The 16,275-nt window shown below is 61.8% G+C and carries 12 protein-coding genes; 8 read left to right on the top strand and 4 right to left on the bottom strand.

The features are described 5' to 3' along the window. Positions 1-85: 85 nt before the first annotated feature. The gene (locus tag QEZ49_RS10385) at positions 86-676 is read left to right on the top strand and encodes a mismatch-specific DNA-glycosylase (protein ID WP_280386648.1); all 591 of its coding nucleotides are present in this window, start codon (positions 86-88) and stop codon (positions 674-676) included. 585 nt (positions 677-1,261) lie between these two features. Continuing rightward, complete coding sequence (locus QEZ49_RS10380) at positions 1,262-2,377, top strand: alkene reductase (protein WP_280386646.1); 1,116 nt, start codon at positions 1,262-1,264, stop codon at positions 2,375-2,377. 70 nt (positions 2,378-2,447) lie between these two features. Here QEZ49_RS10380 and QEZ49_RS10375 read toward each other — a convergent pair whose 3' ends face one another. After that, positions 2,448-3,770 carry an O-antigen ligase family protein gene (locus tag QEZ49_RS10375; protein WP_280386645.1) on the bottom strand — a complete coding sequence of 441 codons (1,323 nt, stop codon included), beginning with the start codon at positions 3,768-3,770 and terminating at the stop codon, positions 2,448-2,450. A gap of 238 nt (positions 3,771-4,008) precedes the next feature. Here QEZ49_RS10375 and QEZ49_RS10370 point away from each other — a divergent pair, with 238 nt between their 5' ends. From QEZ49_RS10370 to QEZ49_RS10345, 6 genes are all read left to right on the top strand, one after another. After that, on the top strand, positions 4,009-5,379 hold the full coding sequence (locus tag QEZ49_RS10370) for an efflux RND transporter periplasmic adaptor subunit (protein ID WP_280386643.1): 1,371 nt from the start codon (positions 4,009-4,011) through the stop codon (positions 5,377-5,379). Further along, entirely contained in the window at positions 5,376-8,531 is a 3,156-nt protein-coding gene (locus QEZ49_RS10365; protein WP_280386641.1) for an efflux RND transporter permease subunit, read from the top strand. The genes QEZ49_RS10370 and QEZ49_RS10365 overlap by 4 nt, the downstream gene beginning before the upstream one ends. Before the next feature lie 182 nt (positions 8,532-8,713). Further along, on the top strand, positions 8,714-9,031 hold the full coding sequence (locus QEZ49_RS10360; protein ID WP_280386639.1) for a hypothetical protein: 318 nt from the start codon (positions 8,714-8,716) through the stop codon (positions 9,029-9,031). A 422-nt stretch (positions 9,032-9,453) separates the two neighbouring features. Next, positions 9,454-9,984 (top strand): N-acetyltransferase, encoded by a 531-nt coding sequence (locus QEZ49_RS10355; RefSeq protein WP_348534810.1) that lies wholly within the window; start codon positions 9,454-9,456, stop codon positions 9,982-9,984. A 235-nt stretch (positions 9,985-10,219) separates the two neighbouring features. Then, positions 10,220-10,699 carry a nucleoside deaminase gene (locus tag QEZ49_RS10350; protein WP_280386637.1) on the top strand — a complete coding sequence of 160 codons (480 nt, stop codon included), beginning with the start codon at positions 10,220-10,222 and terminating at the stop codon, positions 10,697-10,699. A 472-nt stretch (positions 10,700-11,171) separates the two neighbouring features. Then, positions 11,172-11,591, top strand: coding sequence for a GFA family protein (locus QEZ49_RS10345; protein WP_280386635.1), 420 nt, complete (start codon positions 11,172-11,174; stop codon positions 11,589-11,591). Between the two features lie 22 nt (positions 11,592-11,613). On the opposite strand, the gene QEZ49_RS10340 is transcribed toward QEZ49_RS10345, so the two are convergent. From QEZ49_RS10340 to QEZ49_RS10330, 3 genes are all read right to left on the bottom strand, one after another. After that, the gene (locus QEZ49_RS10340) at positions 11,614-12,906 is read right to left on the bottom strand and encodes an adenylosuccinate synthase (protein WP_280386634.1); all 1,293 of its coding nucleotides are present in this window, start codon (positions 12,904-12,906) and stop codon (positions 11,614-11,616) included. A 226-nt stretch (positions 12,907-13,132) separates the two neighbouring features. Further along, entirely contained in the window at positions 13,133-14,851 is a 1,719-nt protein-coding gene (locus tag QEZ49_RS10335; protein ID WP_280386632.1) for a mucoidy inhibitor MuiA family protein, read from the bottom strand. Between the two features lie 221 nt (positions 14,852-15,072). Beyond that, positions 15,073-16,227, bottom strand: coding sequence for a phosphoserine transaminase (locus QEZ49_RS10330; protein WP_280386630.1), 1,155 nt, complete (start codon positions 16,225-16,227; stop codon positions 15,073-15,075). Positions 16,228-16,275: the final 48 nt, after the last annotated feature.

Raw genomic sequence — 16,275 nt, 5'->3', positions numbered from 1 at the left:
AATAGCGTGGGGACCGCTTGCCGGTTGCCGCGCTCCAGCGATCATTAGCCGATGTGGGCCATCCTGATTCGGCGAGTGAAAACGCATGGACCTCAGCACTGATCCCGCCGTGCCGGATCGCGCCACGGCACCGCAGTTCAGCGACAGCGCACCGGGCCCGACGTCGCCTGATATTCTGTGTGCCGGGCTTGACCTTGTGTTTGCCTGCCCCGTCAATTCACATCCGCACGGCGCCGAGACGATGTTCGCCAATGCGGGCAATCGGTTCTGGCCGACAGCGCACGAGGCGGGGCTTATCCCGCGGCGTTATTCAGCGGACACGATCAATCGTCTACCGGAGATCGGCATGGGCGTGCTGTTTCTACCCGGCGTTCATCGTGATGGCACCGGCGGCAAGAGCAAAGTCAGCGCGCAGGACATAACGCAATTCAACGACAAGCTGCTGCGATTCCGGCCGCGCGCCTGCGCATTTGTCGGCAAGCGCAGCGCCAGCATCTGGCTGCAGCGCAGCCCCACACGCTTGCGATATGGCCGGCAGACACATCGGCGCGACGGCATCGGCTGCGAAATTTTTGTACTACCGCCGACAATGGCCTCGGCACGCCGTTATTGGAACTCCGAGCCGTGGCATCAGCTCGCGAGCTGGATAGTCAACACCCGGCCCTGGCGCTTCTGATGCAAACATTGCACAGGCGCCCGCATGTCCAAAACGTAACTTTGCAGACGGCGAAAAGCGTGGCAGCCTGCAAGCGTGGTTCAACAATTGAAAGGAGGTGATCCGATGTCGAGTGGGATCTTGAGGACGGCGATGTCGTGGTCGCTCGGGTTCAAGCCGGATTTACCTCTGGTGAGCGCCTGAAGCGCAGCGGCCAGGAGCAGCCGATACTGCCCCGCCGCCGAAGTCTCACGGAGGCCGTCCCTCGGGGCGGCCTCTTTGTTTTTTAGCGTTGTGTTACGACGCTGCGCTTGCCCCGTTGAGCACCTGCCTTGGGAGGCAGGGGGCGTGAACCGCCAATCCTTCTGCCCGCGGATCCGCTCCGCCCTCCCAGCCCTCCGCTCCGGCGTGGCCTTGCTCCGTGCATCCGCAAGCCAGCCTCAGCCCCTTGCCGCTCTCCATCCGGGCTCCTAAATGGTCGGTCACCCACCTTGGAGCGTGGTCGCCTTTCCCAATCGCGACACGCTCTAACATTTGATGAGACCGATGATGCACGCCTCGGGACTATCAGGCTCCGAAGCGATCATGGCCTAAGGAGCTTCCCAGATGTCTCAGACGCGCGCGGACCAGCGATCCGATCTCTTTGATCCTGTCGAATTGGGGCCGTATCGGCTCGCCAACCGGATTGCGATGGCGCCACTGACCCGCTCACGCGCGACCGATGAGGGCGTGCCCGGCGAGCTTCAGGCCATCCACTACGCCCAGCGCGCATCCGCGGGTCTCATCATCAGCGAGGCCACGAATATTTCGCCGCAAGGCAAGGGCTACATCCGCACGCCTGGCATCTGGTCGCCGGAGCAGGTGGCTGGATGGAAGCTGACGACCAAGGCCGTGCATGACAAGGGCGGCCGCATCTTCCTGCAGCTCTGGCATGTGGGGCGTATATCGCATCCCGATTTACAGCCGGGCGGACAGCTTCCTGTGGCCCCCAGCGCCGTCGCTCCGGAAAATCAGCAGGCTTACACCGCCGAAGGCTTCAAGCCGATCGGCACGCCGCGCGCACTGGAAACCGATGAGATTGCCGGCATCGTCGCCGACTATGCCCATGCCGCCAAATGCGCGCTTGAGGCCGGGTTTGACGGCGTCGAGATCCACGCCGCGAACGGCTATCTGCTGCAACAGTTTCTGTCCGACAAAACCAACAAGCGCACCGATCAATATGGCGGCTCGATAGAAAACCGGACGCGCATCGTTCGTGAGGTGGTGGATGCGGTGACAAAGGTCTGGGGCGGCGATCGCGTCGGCATCCGCATTTCGCCGCTGACCAAATTCGGCGACATCGGCGATTCAAACCCCGAACCGCTGTATCTGTCGCTCGTCGAAGAACTCAACGCTTACAATCTCGCCTATCTGCACGTTATCGAAGGCGATACCGGCGGCGACCGCAATCCGCCGGGTGGCTTTGATCTGCAGAAACTGCACCGAGCGTTCAACGGCCTCTTCATGGCCAACAATAACTACACGTTGGAACTCGCCATCAAGGCACGTGAGGAAAACCTCGCCGACATCATCTGCTTCGGGCGGCCGTTCATTTCCAATCCGGATCTGGTCGAGCGTCTGCGGTCCGGTGCGCCGCTTGCGGAGGCAGATCCGAACACGTTCTATGCCGGCGAAGAGCGCGGCTATACCGACTATCCCGCATTGACGCCGACATCCGCTTAGTCGGCTAGCTCCAACACTACACCGGAGCGGCGAACGCACGCGCCGCCCGGTTGCCCGGTAGTGGGGTGGCTCAGGATCGATCAGCAGGTGCGGGCGACGACGTTTCAAGCGCCCGCACACCAACGCACATCGCCACGGCGGCAATACCGAGCGTTCCGATCAGCCACACCTGCCACATGCCATAGCTGGACGTCAGGACGGCTGCCGTCAGCGCGAATGCGGCCAGCGCATAGCGCTGCACACGCCGATCCAGCCGGGCGATCGTCGACAGGATTGCCAGCCCGATTGCCGCCAGCAGAACCGCACCGACTGCACCCAGCTCAAACCACGTCTGCAGGTACATATTGTGGGCGTGGATCGACAGCCGGTGTGGCCAGCGGTCATTGCCAACGGTCACCGCGGTCTTTTCCAGCTCAGGGCCGATGACGCGCGTCATGTTTGCGCCGACGCCGAACCACGGATTTTCGAACGTTTTTTCCGCCGTGTATTTCCAGATAATCAGACGCGCCTGCACTGATGAGCCGAGCGCATCCACCTGCTGCAGGTTGGCCTTGTAGGCACCCAGCGCCAGCGGAATAACCGCGAAGCAGGCAATGAGCCACCCTGCCGCCACGCACCGCCGCGCCCATAGCAGCGACCGGGAGGCGATTGCGAACACGATGACACCCGCGATCAAGGCGAGCTGCGAGGCCGCATGGTTCGAGATCATGATGGCGGCAGCCGCGATGACGAACAGGGCAATGGCTGCGTAGAAATTCATTGGACGTCGCCAGACGCCCAGAACGGCCGCGATGGCTGGCCAGAGATAGACACCGACACCGGTCAGGTTGCGAACCAGATCGTTAGGCTCGATCCAGATCAGCGCGCCCTTGTTCCAGTAAAAATATTCAGCGGGTTTGAGCTGCCCCGGCTGCATCTCGAGAAAATTGAATACCGCAATCTTGATGGCCTGTTCGCTCAGATGCTCCTCCAGCAGGAACAGCGTGCCTATCAGAACGCCCAGGAAAACGCCCTCGCCCATATGGATTATGTTGGCGCGCGTCTCCTGACGGATCAGGGCGCACATCATCCAGATCGCCGCCACCGTGCCGGCAGCCAGGGCTGCCTTTTCCAAGGGCATGGCTGGCACGTCGGCCCACGTGGCGCTGAGAAATACGTAGCCGACAAAAAGGGCCAGCGTTGCGGTGACCGGACCGGGGCGGAATTGTTGCATATCGATGTCACGGCGCAGGAAGGCCGAGACCAGAAAAGCAAGCGCCACGATCCAGAATGTGACAGCCAACGTGCGCGGACTGATGAGCGCTGCAATTACCGCCACCATAAGGAGCGTGCCGAGCGCGATGCCGCGGTAACGCTGACCGAGGCCAACACCACCCGTTTCATTCGAAAACACAGAACTTCCCCCCTAGGTAATCCGGCGGCCCCGAGGCTTACCCGCAGAGCCGCCGCTTCTTACCACGGAGTCGAGAGGGATAGGCAAGTCTGCGCACAGCGTGCCCCCATGGCTTGGAGGTGGCCGGCAATCGATCAATTGTTAAGCTCAATTGCATTACGGTCGGACCCAAACATCGCAGCGGCGCCCGAACATGGCAGCGGCGCTGGTGGGGCGACGGGTCAACGGAATGCATAATTTGAAAATACGCACAGGCGGATGGCTCGCAGTCGCATTGCTTGGTCTGGCAGCGGCCGGATGCAGTGACAGCAACACCTATCAGCCGCCGCCGCCCGCCGAGGTTACAGTCGCACAGCCAGAAAAGCGCAACGTAACGCTGTATATGGAATTCACCGGCAATACCGTGGCCTACAATCGCGTCGATCTCGTCGCGCGCGTCCAGGGCTTCCTGGAAAAGGTGGGCTACAAGGACGGCGATCAGGTCAAGAAGGGCGATCTGCTGTTCCAGATCGACAAGACCGATTACGAAATCGCGCTGCAGATTGCTCAGGCGACGGTTGCCCAGCAGGACGCATTGCTGTTGCAGGCTGAGGCGGATCTGAAGCGCAAACGCGATCTGGTCAAGACTTCGGCCGTCTCCGTCGCGCAGGTCGATGAATCGCTGGCCAAGCGGGATTCCACCGCAGCGGCACTGGCGCAGGCCAAGGGCCAGCTGGAGCAGGCAAAGACCAATCTCGCTTACACAACCATCGTCGCTCCGTTCGATGGCGCCGTCACCGCGCGTTTCGTCGATCCCGGTGCGATGGTCGGCGCTGGCGAGCCAACCAAATTGGCAACGATCGTTCAGCAGAAGCCGATCTACATCAACTTCAACATCGACGAGCAGCAGGTGCTGAACGTGCGCGAGCAATTGCGCGAGGCTGGGGTGACGCTGGAAGAGCTGGGGCCAATTCCGGTCGGTATCGGCGTGCAGACGGAAACGGGCTATCCGCATACCGGAACGCTGAACTACGTGGCGCCGGAAGTGGATGCCTCGACCGGAACGTTGGCGGCACGCGCCATCTTCAAGAACGACGGCATCATTCTGACGCCCGGCATGTTTGTGCGCGTACGCATCCCGAAGCAGAAGGACGTGCCCTCGCTGCTGATACCCGATGTGGCGCTCGGCAATAGTCAGGAAGGCCGCTACGTTCTGGTGGTCAACGACAAGAACGTCGTCGAGCAGCGCCTGGTTGAAACCGGCGACACGATAGACGGCGGCCTACGCATCATCACCGGTGGCCTGAAGCCTGACGACCGGGTTATCGTCGGCGGGCTGATGCGTGCCCTGCCCGGCAACACCGTGGTGCCCGTATCGAGAACCGCAGGCGGCGATGGTTCCGGTCCGGAAATCCCCGTGCCGAAAGACGCCCCCAGCGGCAGCAAAAACGCTGCGAACGACGACGCTTCATCGTCATCGGCGAAAAGCGCTGAGCCAGCGCGCGGCGCCGACAGCAAGGCCGTGGAGAGCAACCTTCCGATGAAGAAGGATGCCGCGGACGCCGCCGCTGATAGTTCCGACGCTCAGACAAAATCGAAAGCCAAGAGCGCGGGAACGCGGGGCCAATGATCGCCAAGTTTTTTATCGACCGGCCCATCCTCGCCAACGTGATCGCGATTTTGATCGTGATCTTAGGCCTTGTGTCGCTGGTGCGGCTGCCGGTAGCGCAATATCCCGATATCGTTCCGCCGACCGTTGTCGTTACCGCACGCTATCCAGGTGCAACGGCCGCAACCGTCACGCGCGAAGTGGCCCTGCCGATCGAGCAGAAGGTCAACGGCGTCGAAAACATGATCTACATGTCGTCGCTTTCGACCAGCGATGGCCAGTACACGCTTACAGTCACTTTCAAGATCGGCACCGACGCCGACAAAGCCCAGATCCTGGTGCAGGATCGCGTTTCTGCCGCGCTCCCTTCCTTGCCGGAGGCGGTGCAGAAACAGGGCGTGCAGACCAACAAGAAATCGACGTCGATCCTTGAGATCGTGTCGCTGACATCACCGGACGGGAAGTTCGACAGCCTGTTCCTGTCGAACTTCGCGACCATCAATATCGTCGACGAGTTGTCCCGGCTTGATGGCGTCGGCAGTGTCTCGGTTTTCGGCGGCGGCGAGTATGCCATCCGCATCTGGCTCGATCCGCAGAAGCTGCAGGCGCGCGGTCTTGTTCCGCAGGACGTCAGCGAAGCGGTCAATCTGCAGAGCCGATCGACCAGCGCTGGACAGGTGGGCTTACCACCGGTGCCGATGGGGCAATCGTTCCAGTATTCGATCAACATCCACGGCAAGCTCGACGACGTTTCCGAGTTTGAAAACATCATCGTCAAGACCGACAAGGGCGGACGCATAACGCGGCTGAAGGATGTCGCGACGGTGGAGCTTGGCGCGCAGCTTTACAGCCAGTCGTTCAAGCTCGACGGCAAACCTTCAGCGGGTGTTGCGATCTACCTGCTGCCGGAAGCGAACGCGCTCGATGTTGCCAAACGCGTCGAAGAGCAAATGACAAGGCTTGCCAAGTCGTTCCCGAAGGGAATGGACTGGGTGGTGCCATTCGACACGACGAAGTTCGTCTCTTCCGCCGTCAACGACGTTTATCACACGCTGATCGAAGCGGCGTTGCTGGTGCTGGTCGTCATCCTTGTGTTCCTGCAGGACTGGCGCGCCACGCTGGTGCCCGCAACTACGGTGCCGGTTACCATCATCGGCGCGTTTGCTGCCATGGCACTGCTCGGGTTCTCGGTGAACCTTTCAACGCTGTTCGCCATCATTCTCGCGATCGGCATCGTGGTGGATGACGCGATCATCGTCGTTGAAGGTGCCGCCAAGCATATCGAGCGTGGACTAACGCCGCACGACGCCGCCGTGAAGGCCATGGACGAGTTGCTGGGCCCGATCATTGGCATCACGCTGGTGCTGATGGCGGTGTTCATTCCCGCCGCGTTCCTGCCCGGTCTCTCCGGCCAGATGTATCGCCAGTTCGCTCTCGTCATTGCCGCAACTGCGATCATCTCGGCCATCAACGCCATGACGCTGAAGCCGACGCAGTGCGCGCTGTGGCTGCGCCCGGCAACACCGCCGGAGCAGCGCAACGTGCTGGCTCGCGGCTTCAACTATGTTTATGGCAAGCTGGAGAATGCATACACGGGCCTGATCGCACGCATGGTGCGCCATGCAGGCTTTATGACGCTGATCGTTGCTGGCCTTGTTGCGCTGGCAGTGTGGAGCCTCAGCCGCGTTCCGACGGGCTTCTTGCCGGTTGAGGATCAGGGCTACTTCATCGCCGTGGTGCAGCTTCCCGAAGGCGCTTCGCTGGAACGCACTACGCGCGCGATGGACGATGTCAGCGTCAGGCTGAGACAACAGCCTGGTGTTGAGCATGTCGTTTCAATCGGCGGCATTGCTGCGCTGAACGACAGCGCCAGCCTCTCCAGCGCGGGCGTGGCTTATGTTGTTCTGACCGACTGGGACAAGCGTGGCGAGGGGCAGGATCTGCTGAGCCTTTATCATGCGCTCTCCGCGCGCGTGAACGACATCCCGGACGGCACCGCCCTCGTCATTCCACCACCGGCCATTCAGGGCATCGGCAACGTCTCCGGTGCAACGATGAAGGTGCAGTTGCGCGATGGTTCGTTCGACTATGCGAAGCTGCAGCGCCTGGCGGAGGCGATCTCAAGCCGCGCTGGCGACCAGTCGATGATCCAGTCGGCCACCAACACCTTCAAAGCCGACGCACCGCAGATCAACGTCGAGATCGACCGCGTGAAGGCCGAGACGCTCGGTGTGCCGCTTGGCAATGCGCTCGACACGCTCTCGACCTACATCGGCTCGAGCTACATCGGGCAGTTCAACAAGTTCGGACGCGTGTTCCAGATCTATGTGCAGGCCGATGCCGCCGCGCGCATCGATCCGGAAAGCCTGCAATATCTTCAGGTGCGTAATAACGAAGGCAACATGGTGCCGCTGGGCACGATGGCAAAGATCACCACCATTGCCGGGCCATCGGTCATCAGCCTTTACAATCTTTATCCGGCTGCAACCGTCGTGACCAACACCGCTCAGGGCTATTCATCCGGCCAGGGCATGGACATGCTGGAGCAGATCGCCAACGAAACGCTGCCGACGGATGCGGGCTTCGAATGGACGGCGATGTCCTATCAGGAGCAGGAAGTCGGCAATCAGATCTACATCATCTACGGGCTGAGCCTGTTGCTGGTTTATCTCGTTCTTGCTGGCCAGTATGAAAGCTGGTTCGCGCCGGCAACGGTTATTGCATCGGTGCCGCTGGCATTGCTTGGAACAGCCGGCACACTGATCGCACTGGGTGTGCCGAACAATCTCTACACCCAGATCGGCCTCATCCTGCTGATCGCGCTGTCGAGCAAAAATGCCATCCTCATCGTCGAGTTTGCGCGCGAATTGCGTCACGAAGGCAAAGGCTTGCTAGAGGCGGCAACGGAAGCTGCACGCTCGCGCTTTCGTCCGATCCTGATGACGTCGTTTGCATTTATCCTTGGCGTCGTGCCGCTGGTGCTCGCCGATGGAGCCGGTGCAAACGCGCAGAAGTCGATCGGCATCGCGGTGCTGTCCGGCATGCTTGCATCAACGCTGCTCACCGTGACTTTTGTGCCTTCGGTGTTTGTCGTTCTGCAACGCCTGGAAGAATGGTTCAGCCGTCGCAAGCAAACGCGTGATGAAGCAACCGCACACAGCGCAGTTTCGTGATCGCTATCAACAGCAATCGCTCTTGATTTTCCTGACGGAGGGTCCAATCTCCTAGTGCCGCCGCTTTCCAGTGTTGGACTTAAATAAAATTGCTGGCTGTTGGCGGAACCTCCGCGCCCCCATGCGGGTTGCACTGTTGGCTAATAAAATAACGTGCAGCACAAGCCTAAGGAGTGAAAGCGATGCGTCTTGGAACGACAGCGTTCGTTGCCACGGTTCTCGCCGGTTTCTTCTATGTCACAATCCCTAGCGCGTCGGCTCTCCCCTCCGCGTCGCGCGCAGACATCGTCGGAAAAACCGCCACCAGCACCGCCGAAGAAGTGCGGTACCATCGGCGTAAGTACCGCGGTTATCGCGGCTACCGCGGCTACTATGGTGGCCCGCGTTATCGCCCGTACCGTTACTATGGTGGCCCGCGCTACTATCGCCCGTACCGCTATGGCGGATACGGCCCGCGGTATTACCGCCGCCCGGGTTTTGGAATCTATCTCGGTTTCTGATCCCCAACATTGCAAAGCTTAGCGCGAGGCCTTCGGGCCTCGTTTGCTTTTGTGACAAGTCTTTTACAGCATCAGACTTTTCAGCATCGCCGGTATCTGCCCGCGCAGTCTTCACTGCGCCCGGCAGGGGCGAACTCCGTTTCGGCTAACGCATCCATCGGTCTGCTCCGGGGGGTTAATCCGCCCATTTCCGCTGTCTGAGCCCTGCTGCGCGCGTCGCCGGGCCTGCGGGGCGTTGCCGCTCTGGACCATGACAGGGCGCCATGCTACAGGCGCGCAATGACGAGGCTGTTCCGAGGCACAGAATTACGACGAGGCCGCACCTTCTGCGTGCGTTGACCTTGCCTGACCGTTCGCCATCCCAGTAGTCGCTCCGCGCCGCTCCCTTCACCCATCCAGCGCGGATTGCCCGGAATTCCCCAATGCCAGCCAGTGCGTCGCCCAACGTCATGACATCCAGCGTCGTCGATCGTCCCATGACTGCCGCCGATTTTCCGGTCGTCTCACGCCTGCACGCGGAAGCGTTTGGGCCCGGCCGATTTGCCCGCACGGCATACCGCGTACGCGAAGGCACCAACGATCTGTCACGCTATTGCCGCGTGGCGATGCTGGGCGACCGCACGATTGCGGCGGTTGGCTTCACGCCGATCACCATCGGCGGCAAGCCCGGCGCCCTGCTGCTTGGTCCGCTGGTGGTCCATCAGGATTTTACCGACCGTGGCCATGGTACGCGGCTGATCCTGCAGGCGATGGATGCAGCCCGCGCGGATGGGCTGGAGCTGATGCTGCTGGTGGGTGATGAGCCCTACTATGGCCGCTTCGGATACCGCGCCGTGCCGATGGGGCAGATCCGGCTTCCCGGCCCGGTCAATCCGCAGCGTCTTTTGGCAGCTGAACTGCAGCCTGACGCACTTTCCCGTTTCAGTGGCGCCATCGCCGGCCAACGCAGCTAGAGCGTTTGCGATCCGATAGAAACGGATCACACGCCGTAGTCTGTTTTATTGGTCGCATTTTCTTGCGACGAACCGGTGCCCACTCGTCGGAAAATGCTCTGATGACCTGACGCAACGGGCACGGTTAAGCTGTGCCAATTGTCAGCCGATGCGGGGATTGAGGACGATGGACAGGCGCGAGCTTTTAACAGGCGCGGGCGCGCTTTTTTCTGCGCACGTCATTTCTGCAACGGCAGTGGCTGAGGCAAGGTCGGGTGCAACCACGACGCCGGCCACGGAAGCCGATATCCGGTTCATGCAGCTTGCCGTCGATCAGGCCAAGCTTGGCGACTATCCGTTCGGCGCCGCCATCGTGCGCGACGGGCATGTGATGGCGCTGGCGCACAACCGCACGCGCAGCAACGGCGATCCAACCGCGCACGCGGAGATGATGGCTATCCGCACGTTTCTGCAGGAACACCGGCCGGAGGATCTGCGCGCCACCACGCTTTATGCATCCGGAGAGCCCTGCGTGATGTGCATGGGCGCGATCATCTGGAGCGGCATCAAGCGGCTGGTGTTCGCCGCTTCCATTGCTGAACTTGCAACAAGCATCGGGCAGATCGACATCACCGCGCGGCAGATCGCCGACGCAACGCCATTTACATCGATAGAGATTACCGGCGGCGTTCTGGCGAGTGAGGCGATGCGGTTGTTTCAGGCGCCAACGCCCTAGAGAGCGCGATCGCTTCATTCGAAAAGCGGTGAGCATGCAGGCAAATCGCGGACATCGTTGCAAACAATAATGAGGGAACCCAGAGCCGCCGTTGCGGGTTTATTCAGCACACCGCAAATTGGAGAAGCCCCATGGCTCGCAGCGTTTTTCTGTGGCTGCTCGGCGTGCCGATCAGCGTCATTGTTCTGATGCATCTTTTTGGCGTGCTCTAGCGCAATAGTGCTCTGGCACCTTCGCCCTGATCGCTTCGCGTATCGGCGAGGGAACCAAAGCCTGCAGGCCGCGTTTCATCTGCGGAAACGCGCCTCGCTCCTCCCCTCCCCCCGAGGTGCAGATCCACCATTTAAGTGGGACACCCACAGCGCGATATGCGCCGTGTGGTGTCCCTTTTTTTGCACGCCCAATCGGATTGAAACCCCGCCATCACGCCTTTACGCTGACCTGTAATTTGCAGGTCCGGGAGACCAACACCATGGCGGATGCTTTCGCGAGCGGTGGATGCCTGTGTGGCGAGGTGACATTCACGGCTGCCGCGCCGCCGATTGTCATGTCCCAATGTCACTGCACCGATTGTCAGCGCGTATCAGGCGGCGGGCATCTGTCGGTTGCCCGGTTCAAACGCGATGACATCGCAATTAAAGGCCAACCCAAAACCCATGCGATCAGGGCTGACAGCGGCAACGTCATAACGCGCCACTTCTGCCCAACCTGCGGCAGCAGACTGTTCAGCGAAACAACGGGACGGCCCGGCATTATCGGCGTGATGGCTGGCGCGTTCGATGACAACAGCTGGTTTCAGCCGGAGATGATCATCTTCAAGCGTTCGCAGCCGCTATGGGACATCACAACCTGCGATGTCCCCGGCTATCAAACGCTGCCGCCGCCAATCTGACTTCTGTGCGTCAGTAGACGGCTCAGTCGGCGAACGGATCTTTCATCAGGATGGTGTCGTCGCGCTCGGGGCTGGTCGAGAGCATCGTCACCGGACGCTCGATCAGCTCCTCGATATAGCGCACGTACTTCACCGCCTGCGCGGGCAGTTCGCTCCACGAGCGTGCGCCCTGGGTCGACTGCGTCCAGCCCGGCAGCGTCTCATAGATCGGCTGCACGCGTGCCTGCGCGTCGCTCTCGGCGGGCAACACGTCGATACGCTCGCCGTCCAGCATGTAGCCAACGCCGACCTTCAGCTCGTCGAAGCCATCCAGCACGTCCAGCTTGGTGAGCGCGATGCCATCGATGCCAGCGATTTTCAGCGTCTGGCGCACCAGCGCGGCATCGAACCAGCCGCAGCGGCGCTTACGCCCCGTGACGGTGCCGAACTCGCGGCCACGCTCGCCGATGCGCGTGCCGATCTCGTCGGTCAGCTCAGTCGGGAACGGCCCCGAGCCCACACGCGTAGTGTAAGCCTTGGCGATGCCCAGCACGTAGCCGATGCTGCGCGGACCCATGCCGGAACCGGTGGCCGCCTGCGCCGCAACCGTGTTCGACGAGGTGACGAACGGATAGGTGCCGTGGTCGATGTCGAGCAACGCGCCCTGCGCGCCCTCAAACAGGATGCGCTTGCCGGCGCGACGCTCGCGATCCAGCAGCTCCCAGGTGACATCAACGAACGGAAGAATTCTCGGCGCGATCTCCGCCAGCTGAGCCATCAGCTCCGACTTGGAAATCTCGGGCTGCGACAGGCCGCGCCGCAGCGCGTTGTGGTGCACCAGCAGGCGATCGATCTTGTCGCTGAGTGTCGTCAGGTTGCGCAGATCCTGCACGCGGATAGCGCGGCGGCCGACCTTATCTTCATAGGCCGGGCCGATGCCGCGACCCGTGGTGCCGATCTTGCCAGCGCCCGCAGCTTCCTCGCGCAGCGCATCCAGTTCGCGGTGCAGCGGCAGAATAAGCGTAGCGTTCTCGGCGATGCGCAGGTTGTCGTGATTGACGGCCACGCCCTGGGCGCCGAGCTTTTCGATCTCCGAGCACAGCGCCCACGGATCGACGACAACACCGTTGCCGATCACGCCCAGCTTGCCCGCGCGCACGACGCCCGAAGGCAGCAGTGACAGCTTGAAGGTCTTGTCGCCTATGACGAGCGTATGGCCAGCGTTACGACCGCCCTGGAATCGCACCACGACATCGGCACGCTCCGAGAGCCAATCAACAACCTTACCCTTGCCTTCATCGCCCCACTGGGCGCCGACAACCGCTACGTTCGCCATTTATAGCCCCACTCGCAACGAAGCCCCGGAGTGAGCACCGGGGCCTACCGGGGGCTTATAGCGCAGATCTGCCGTTGCCAACCCCTTCGAGGGTGCATTCGGGGGGATCAGGCGCTTCTGTCGCCCCAATTTCCGCATTTTTGCAGCCGGGCAAGGCGCCCAGCCGATCCCTGCCCGGCCAGCAGGTGGGGCATAGGGCGCGCCCCGCGCTGAGCTCCGATCCGCGTTAACGATAGGTGATCGCCCGGGCGCCCGGCCAGATCACCCGATAGCCAAACTCGATCTGCCGCTCTTCCTCGGGCCCGAGCTTCGATTCAAAGGCGATGACCCCGCGCTTGCCGTCGACATCCCGTTTCAGTGGCTGCGCCGGGCCCAGCATCTCAACCTTGATATCTTCGTTGCGCGACACCGGCACCTGATCCAGCACGACCAGCTCAACCGCGCGCTCGTGCATATTCCGGACCGTGATGCGGAAGTTGCGGCTGTCGGTGCGCGCCGATGAAATGAGCCCGGTCTCGCCGCGCTTCTCTTCCGCAACCGTGTGGCGCACGCGAACCAAATCGTCGGCACCGAAGCCAAGTTCGTGCGGTTCACCCGGCGACAGCACCGGCAGCGAGCCGGTGCCGACAAAGGTGCCATCGCGGAACAGCAGCACATCGCCCTGAAGCGCCGGCGCGCCCTTGGGCAGGGTCAGCTTGGCATAAAGGTACGCTTTGGCGTCGGCCTTCGGCACGGTGCGCACCGCAAGCACCGGCTCAATTGTGTCCTGTTGCAGGAACACGCGCTTTGACTCGCCCGTTGAAGGCACAGCCAAGCGGCCCGGCACGGAGAACACGGCCTGGAACGGCGCCGCTTCAACAACAGACCGTTGCTCAGCGACTTCCAGCATCATCGGCGCGGCTTCCGCCATCACCATATCGTCTGCCGGCCCGGCACCACCAACACGCTGCCGCTGCTGAACGGCTGCACGCCGCTCATACGCTGCAGCTGGAGCGGGCATGGCGACGGGCGGCGGCGGCGGTTCAGGCTCGAAATCAACGAACGTGGAATTGATGTCCGGCGCAGCAGCATTGGCCGTCGGACGCGTCGTCGACAGATGCAGCGCGATGTTGCTCCAGTCCTCACCGGTTCGCTGCACGATATCGGCGCGGCGGGTCAATTCCAGCTTGGCCGGATCGGTCTTGGAACCGGTTGAAAGCCGGGCGTCATAACGCGGCGTCCAGCCTGCGTTCTGCACCTGATACCTGATCGTCAGATCGGCTTCCAACTGGGCTTCGGCCACGACATGCACCGTCACCTCGGTCTGCTCCGTGCGGCCCGGAGCCAGTGCTGACAGTTTCCGTTCCAGATCTTCGATGCGACGGTCGAGATCGCGGCGCTTCACCTCGACATCAACCGCAAGCTTCTGCGCCTCAGTCATGCCCGAGCCAATCAGCGCCAGCACCTGCGTCCAATCGGTTGCGGGCACTGCGGCACCACCGGCAGCAGGCGCTTCGGCGGAACCCTGCGGACGCGCGGGAAGCTGAGCCAGATTTTGCAGCAGGGCCTTCTGCGTCAGCGCCGCATCCTCCTGCCCCTGCAACAGCCCACGCTCATCGCGCAGGCGCTCGATCTGATCGTCAATGCTCTTGCGTTCGGCCTGCAGCGCTTCCTGATCGGCGCGCGGGATATAGCGGCGGCGGGTATCGACCGATTGAATATCAAGCCCGGCGGTCGCCTTGCCATCAACGCGAATTGAGCTCGCCACCGCTTCGGCTGGAAGATCGTTGAAGACAAGCGTGTGCTCGCCCCTGCTCAACGGAAGACGCGCGGTTCTGGTCGCTTCAGCGCCGGACGGAAACACCGTGACCGATTCAATGCGGGAATTGACCTGCGTGTCAGCGAATAGCGGCGCCGGAAAAACGACAGCACTAAACACAGCAACGATGGCGGCGAGCTTGCGCATGGGAACACTATTCCTTGCTTGCAGTCTTGAGCATGCAGTCCTGAGGCTTGCATGCAGGACTTGCGTTGCTGGCTTTCGCCTTGCTTGTTTCGAGGCCAGCAACGGCATCGGCAAGACCTGCGCCGGGTAAGACGAGTGGCGGCCGTTCACGTCTGAATTATGACAACCGCGCCTTAGTTTGGATGACACGCCTCAGTTTGGACGGGCGGCGTGCGGCAGCTTCAGTCCGTACCACGGACCTGCGCGTATGCCCACTCCAGCCATGGAATGAGCGCTTCAACGTCGCTGCGTTCTACTGTAGCGCCGCACCAGACACGCAACCCCGGCGGTGCGCCGCGATAGGCCCCGATATCATAAGCGACGCCTTCGCTTTCGAGCAGGCTGACGATGCCATCAGCGATGCGGCGCTCAGCGCCGGACGCTCCGCCAACATCGGTAAAGCGCATGCAAACCGATGTATTCGAACGCGTTGCAGGATGAGCCGCAAGGTTGGCGATCCATGGTGTGCGCGCGATCCAGTCAAACAGCACAGCGGCGTTGGCGTCGACGCGTGCACACAGCGCTTCCAACCCGCCAATGCTTGCCGCCCATGCCAGCGTATCGAGATAATCCTCAACGCACAGCATCGACGGTGTGTTGATGGTGACGCCCGCGAAGATGTCGTCCTGCAGCTTGCCGCCTTCGGTCAACCGGAACAGCTTTGGAACCGGCCAGGACGGTCGATGATTTTGCAGGCGCTCGATTGCGCGCGGCGACAGCACGATCATGCCATGCGCAGCTTCTCCGCCAAGTATTTTCTGCCAGGAGAACGTGGCGACATCCACCTTCGCCCAATCGATACGCTGCGCGAACAGCGCCGATGTTGCATCGACGATGGTGAGGCCCTTGCGATCAGCCGCGATCCACGCGCCATCGGGCACACGCACACCGGCGGCCGTGCCGTTCCATGGCAGGATGACATCGTGATCGAAATCGACCGCGGCGAGATCAGGCAGATGGCCGTAGTCGGCAGCCAGCACGCGCGCATCGGCAATCTGTAATTCGGCAATGATGTCACGCACCCAGCGATGGCCGAAATCTTCCCACGCCAGCACATCAACGTCGCGCGCGCCGAGAAGATTCCACAGCGCCATTTCAAAGGCGCCGGTGTCGGAGCCCGGCACTATCGCAACACGATAATCATGCGGAAGCTGCAGCAGCGCGTGGGTCCGGTCGATGGCTAGCTTCAACCGCTGCTTACCTACCGGGGAGCGGTGCGAGCGGCCGACAAGCGCACCGCTGAGCACATCCAGCGACCACCCGGGACGCTTGGAACACGGCCCGCTGGAAAAATGCGGGTTGGCTGGCCGCAGCGTTGGCTTGGGTAAGCCGCCCATGGCAGACGCGATCCTCGACTGATCCGGCACGCTTAGGCGCGCGCCACG

Origin of the sequence: Hyphomicrobium sp. D-2 (assembly GCF_029872155.1) — a bacterium.
In the GTDB taxonomy this organism is placed as follows: Bacteria; Pseudomonadota; Alphaproteobacteria; order Rhizobiales; family Hyphomicrobiaceae; genus Hyphomicrobium_A.
Note: the sequence above shows the minus strand (reverse complement) of the source record. Positions and strands in the feature narration are given on the sequence as shown.

Excerpts from the sequence above, each read along its gene's own strand:
- QEZ49_RS10385 (WP_280386648.1), top strand. The coding sequence starts at position 86 with ATGGACCTCAGCACTGATCCCGCCGTGCCGGATCGCGCCACGGCACCG.
- QEZ49_RS10380 (WP_280386646.1), top strand. The coding sequence starts at position 1,262 with ATGTCTCAGACGCGCGCGGACCAGCGATCCGATCTCTTTGATCCTGTC.
- QEZ49_RS10365 (WP_280386641.1), top strand. The coding sequence starts at position 5,376 with ATGATCGCCAAGTTTTTTATCGACCGGCCCATCCTCGCCAACGTGATC.
- QEZ49_RS10360 (WP_280386639.1), top strand. The coding sequence starts at position 8,714 with ATGCGTCTTGGAACGACAGCGTTCGTTGCCACGGTTCTCGCCGGTTTC.
- QEZ49_RS10355 (WP_348534810.1), top strand. The coding sequence starts at position 9,454 with ATGCCAGCCAGTGCGTCGCCCAACGTCATGACATCCAGCGTCGTCGAT.
- QEZ49_RS10345 (WP_280386635.1), top strand. The coding sequence starts at position 11,172 with ATGGCGGATGCTTTCGCGAGCGGTGGATGCCTGTGTGGCGAGGTGACA.
- QEZ49_RS10340 (WP_280386634.1), bottom strand. The coding sequence starts at position 12,906 with ATGGCGAACGTAGCGGTTGTCGGCGCCCAGTGGGGCGATGAAGGCAAG.
- QEZ49_RS10335 (WP_280386632.1), bottom strand. The coding sequence starts at position 14,851 with ATGCGCAAGCTCGCCGCCATCGTTGCTGTGTTTAGTGCTGTCGTTTTT.
- QEZ49_RS10330 (WP_280386630.1), bottom strand. The coding sequence starts at position 16,227 with ATGGGCGGCTTACCCAAGCCAACGCTGCGGCCAGCCAACCCGCATTTT.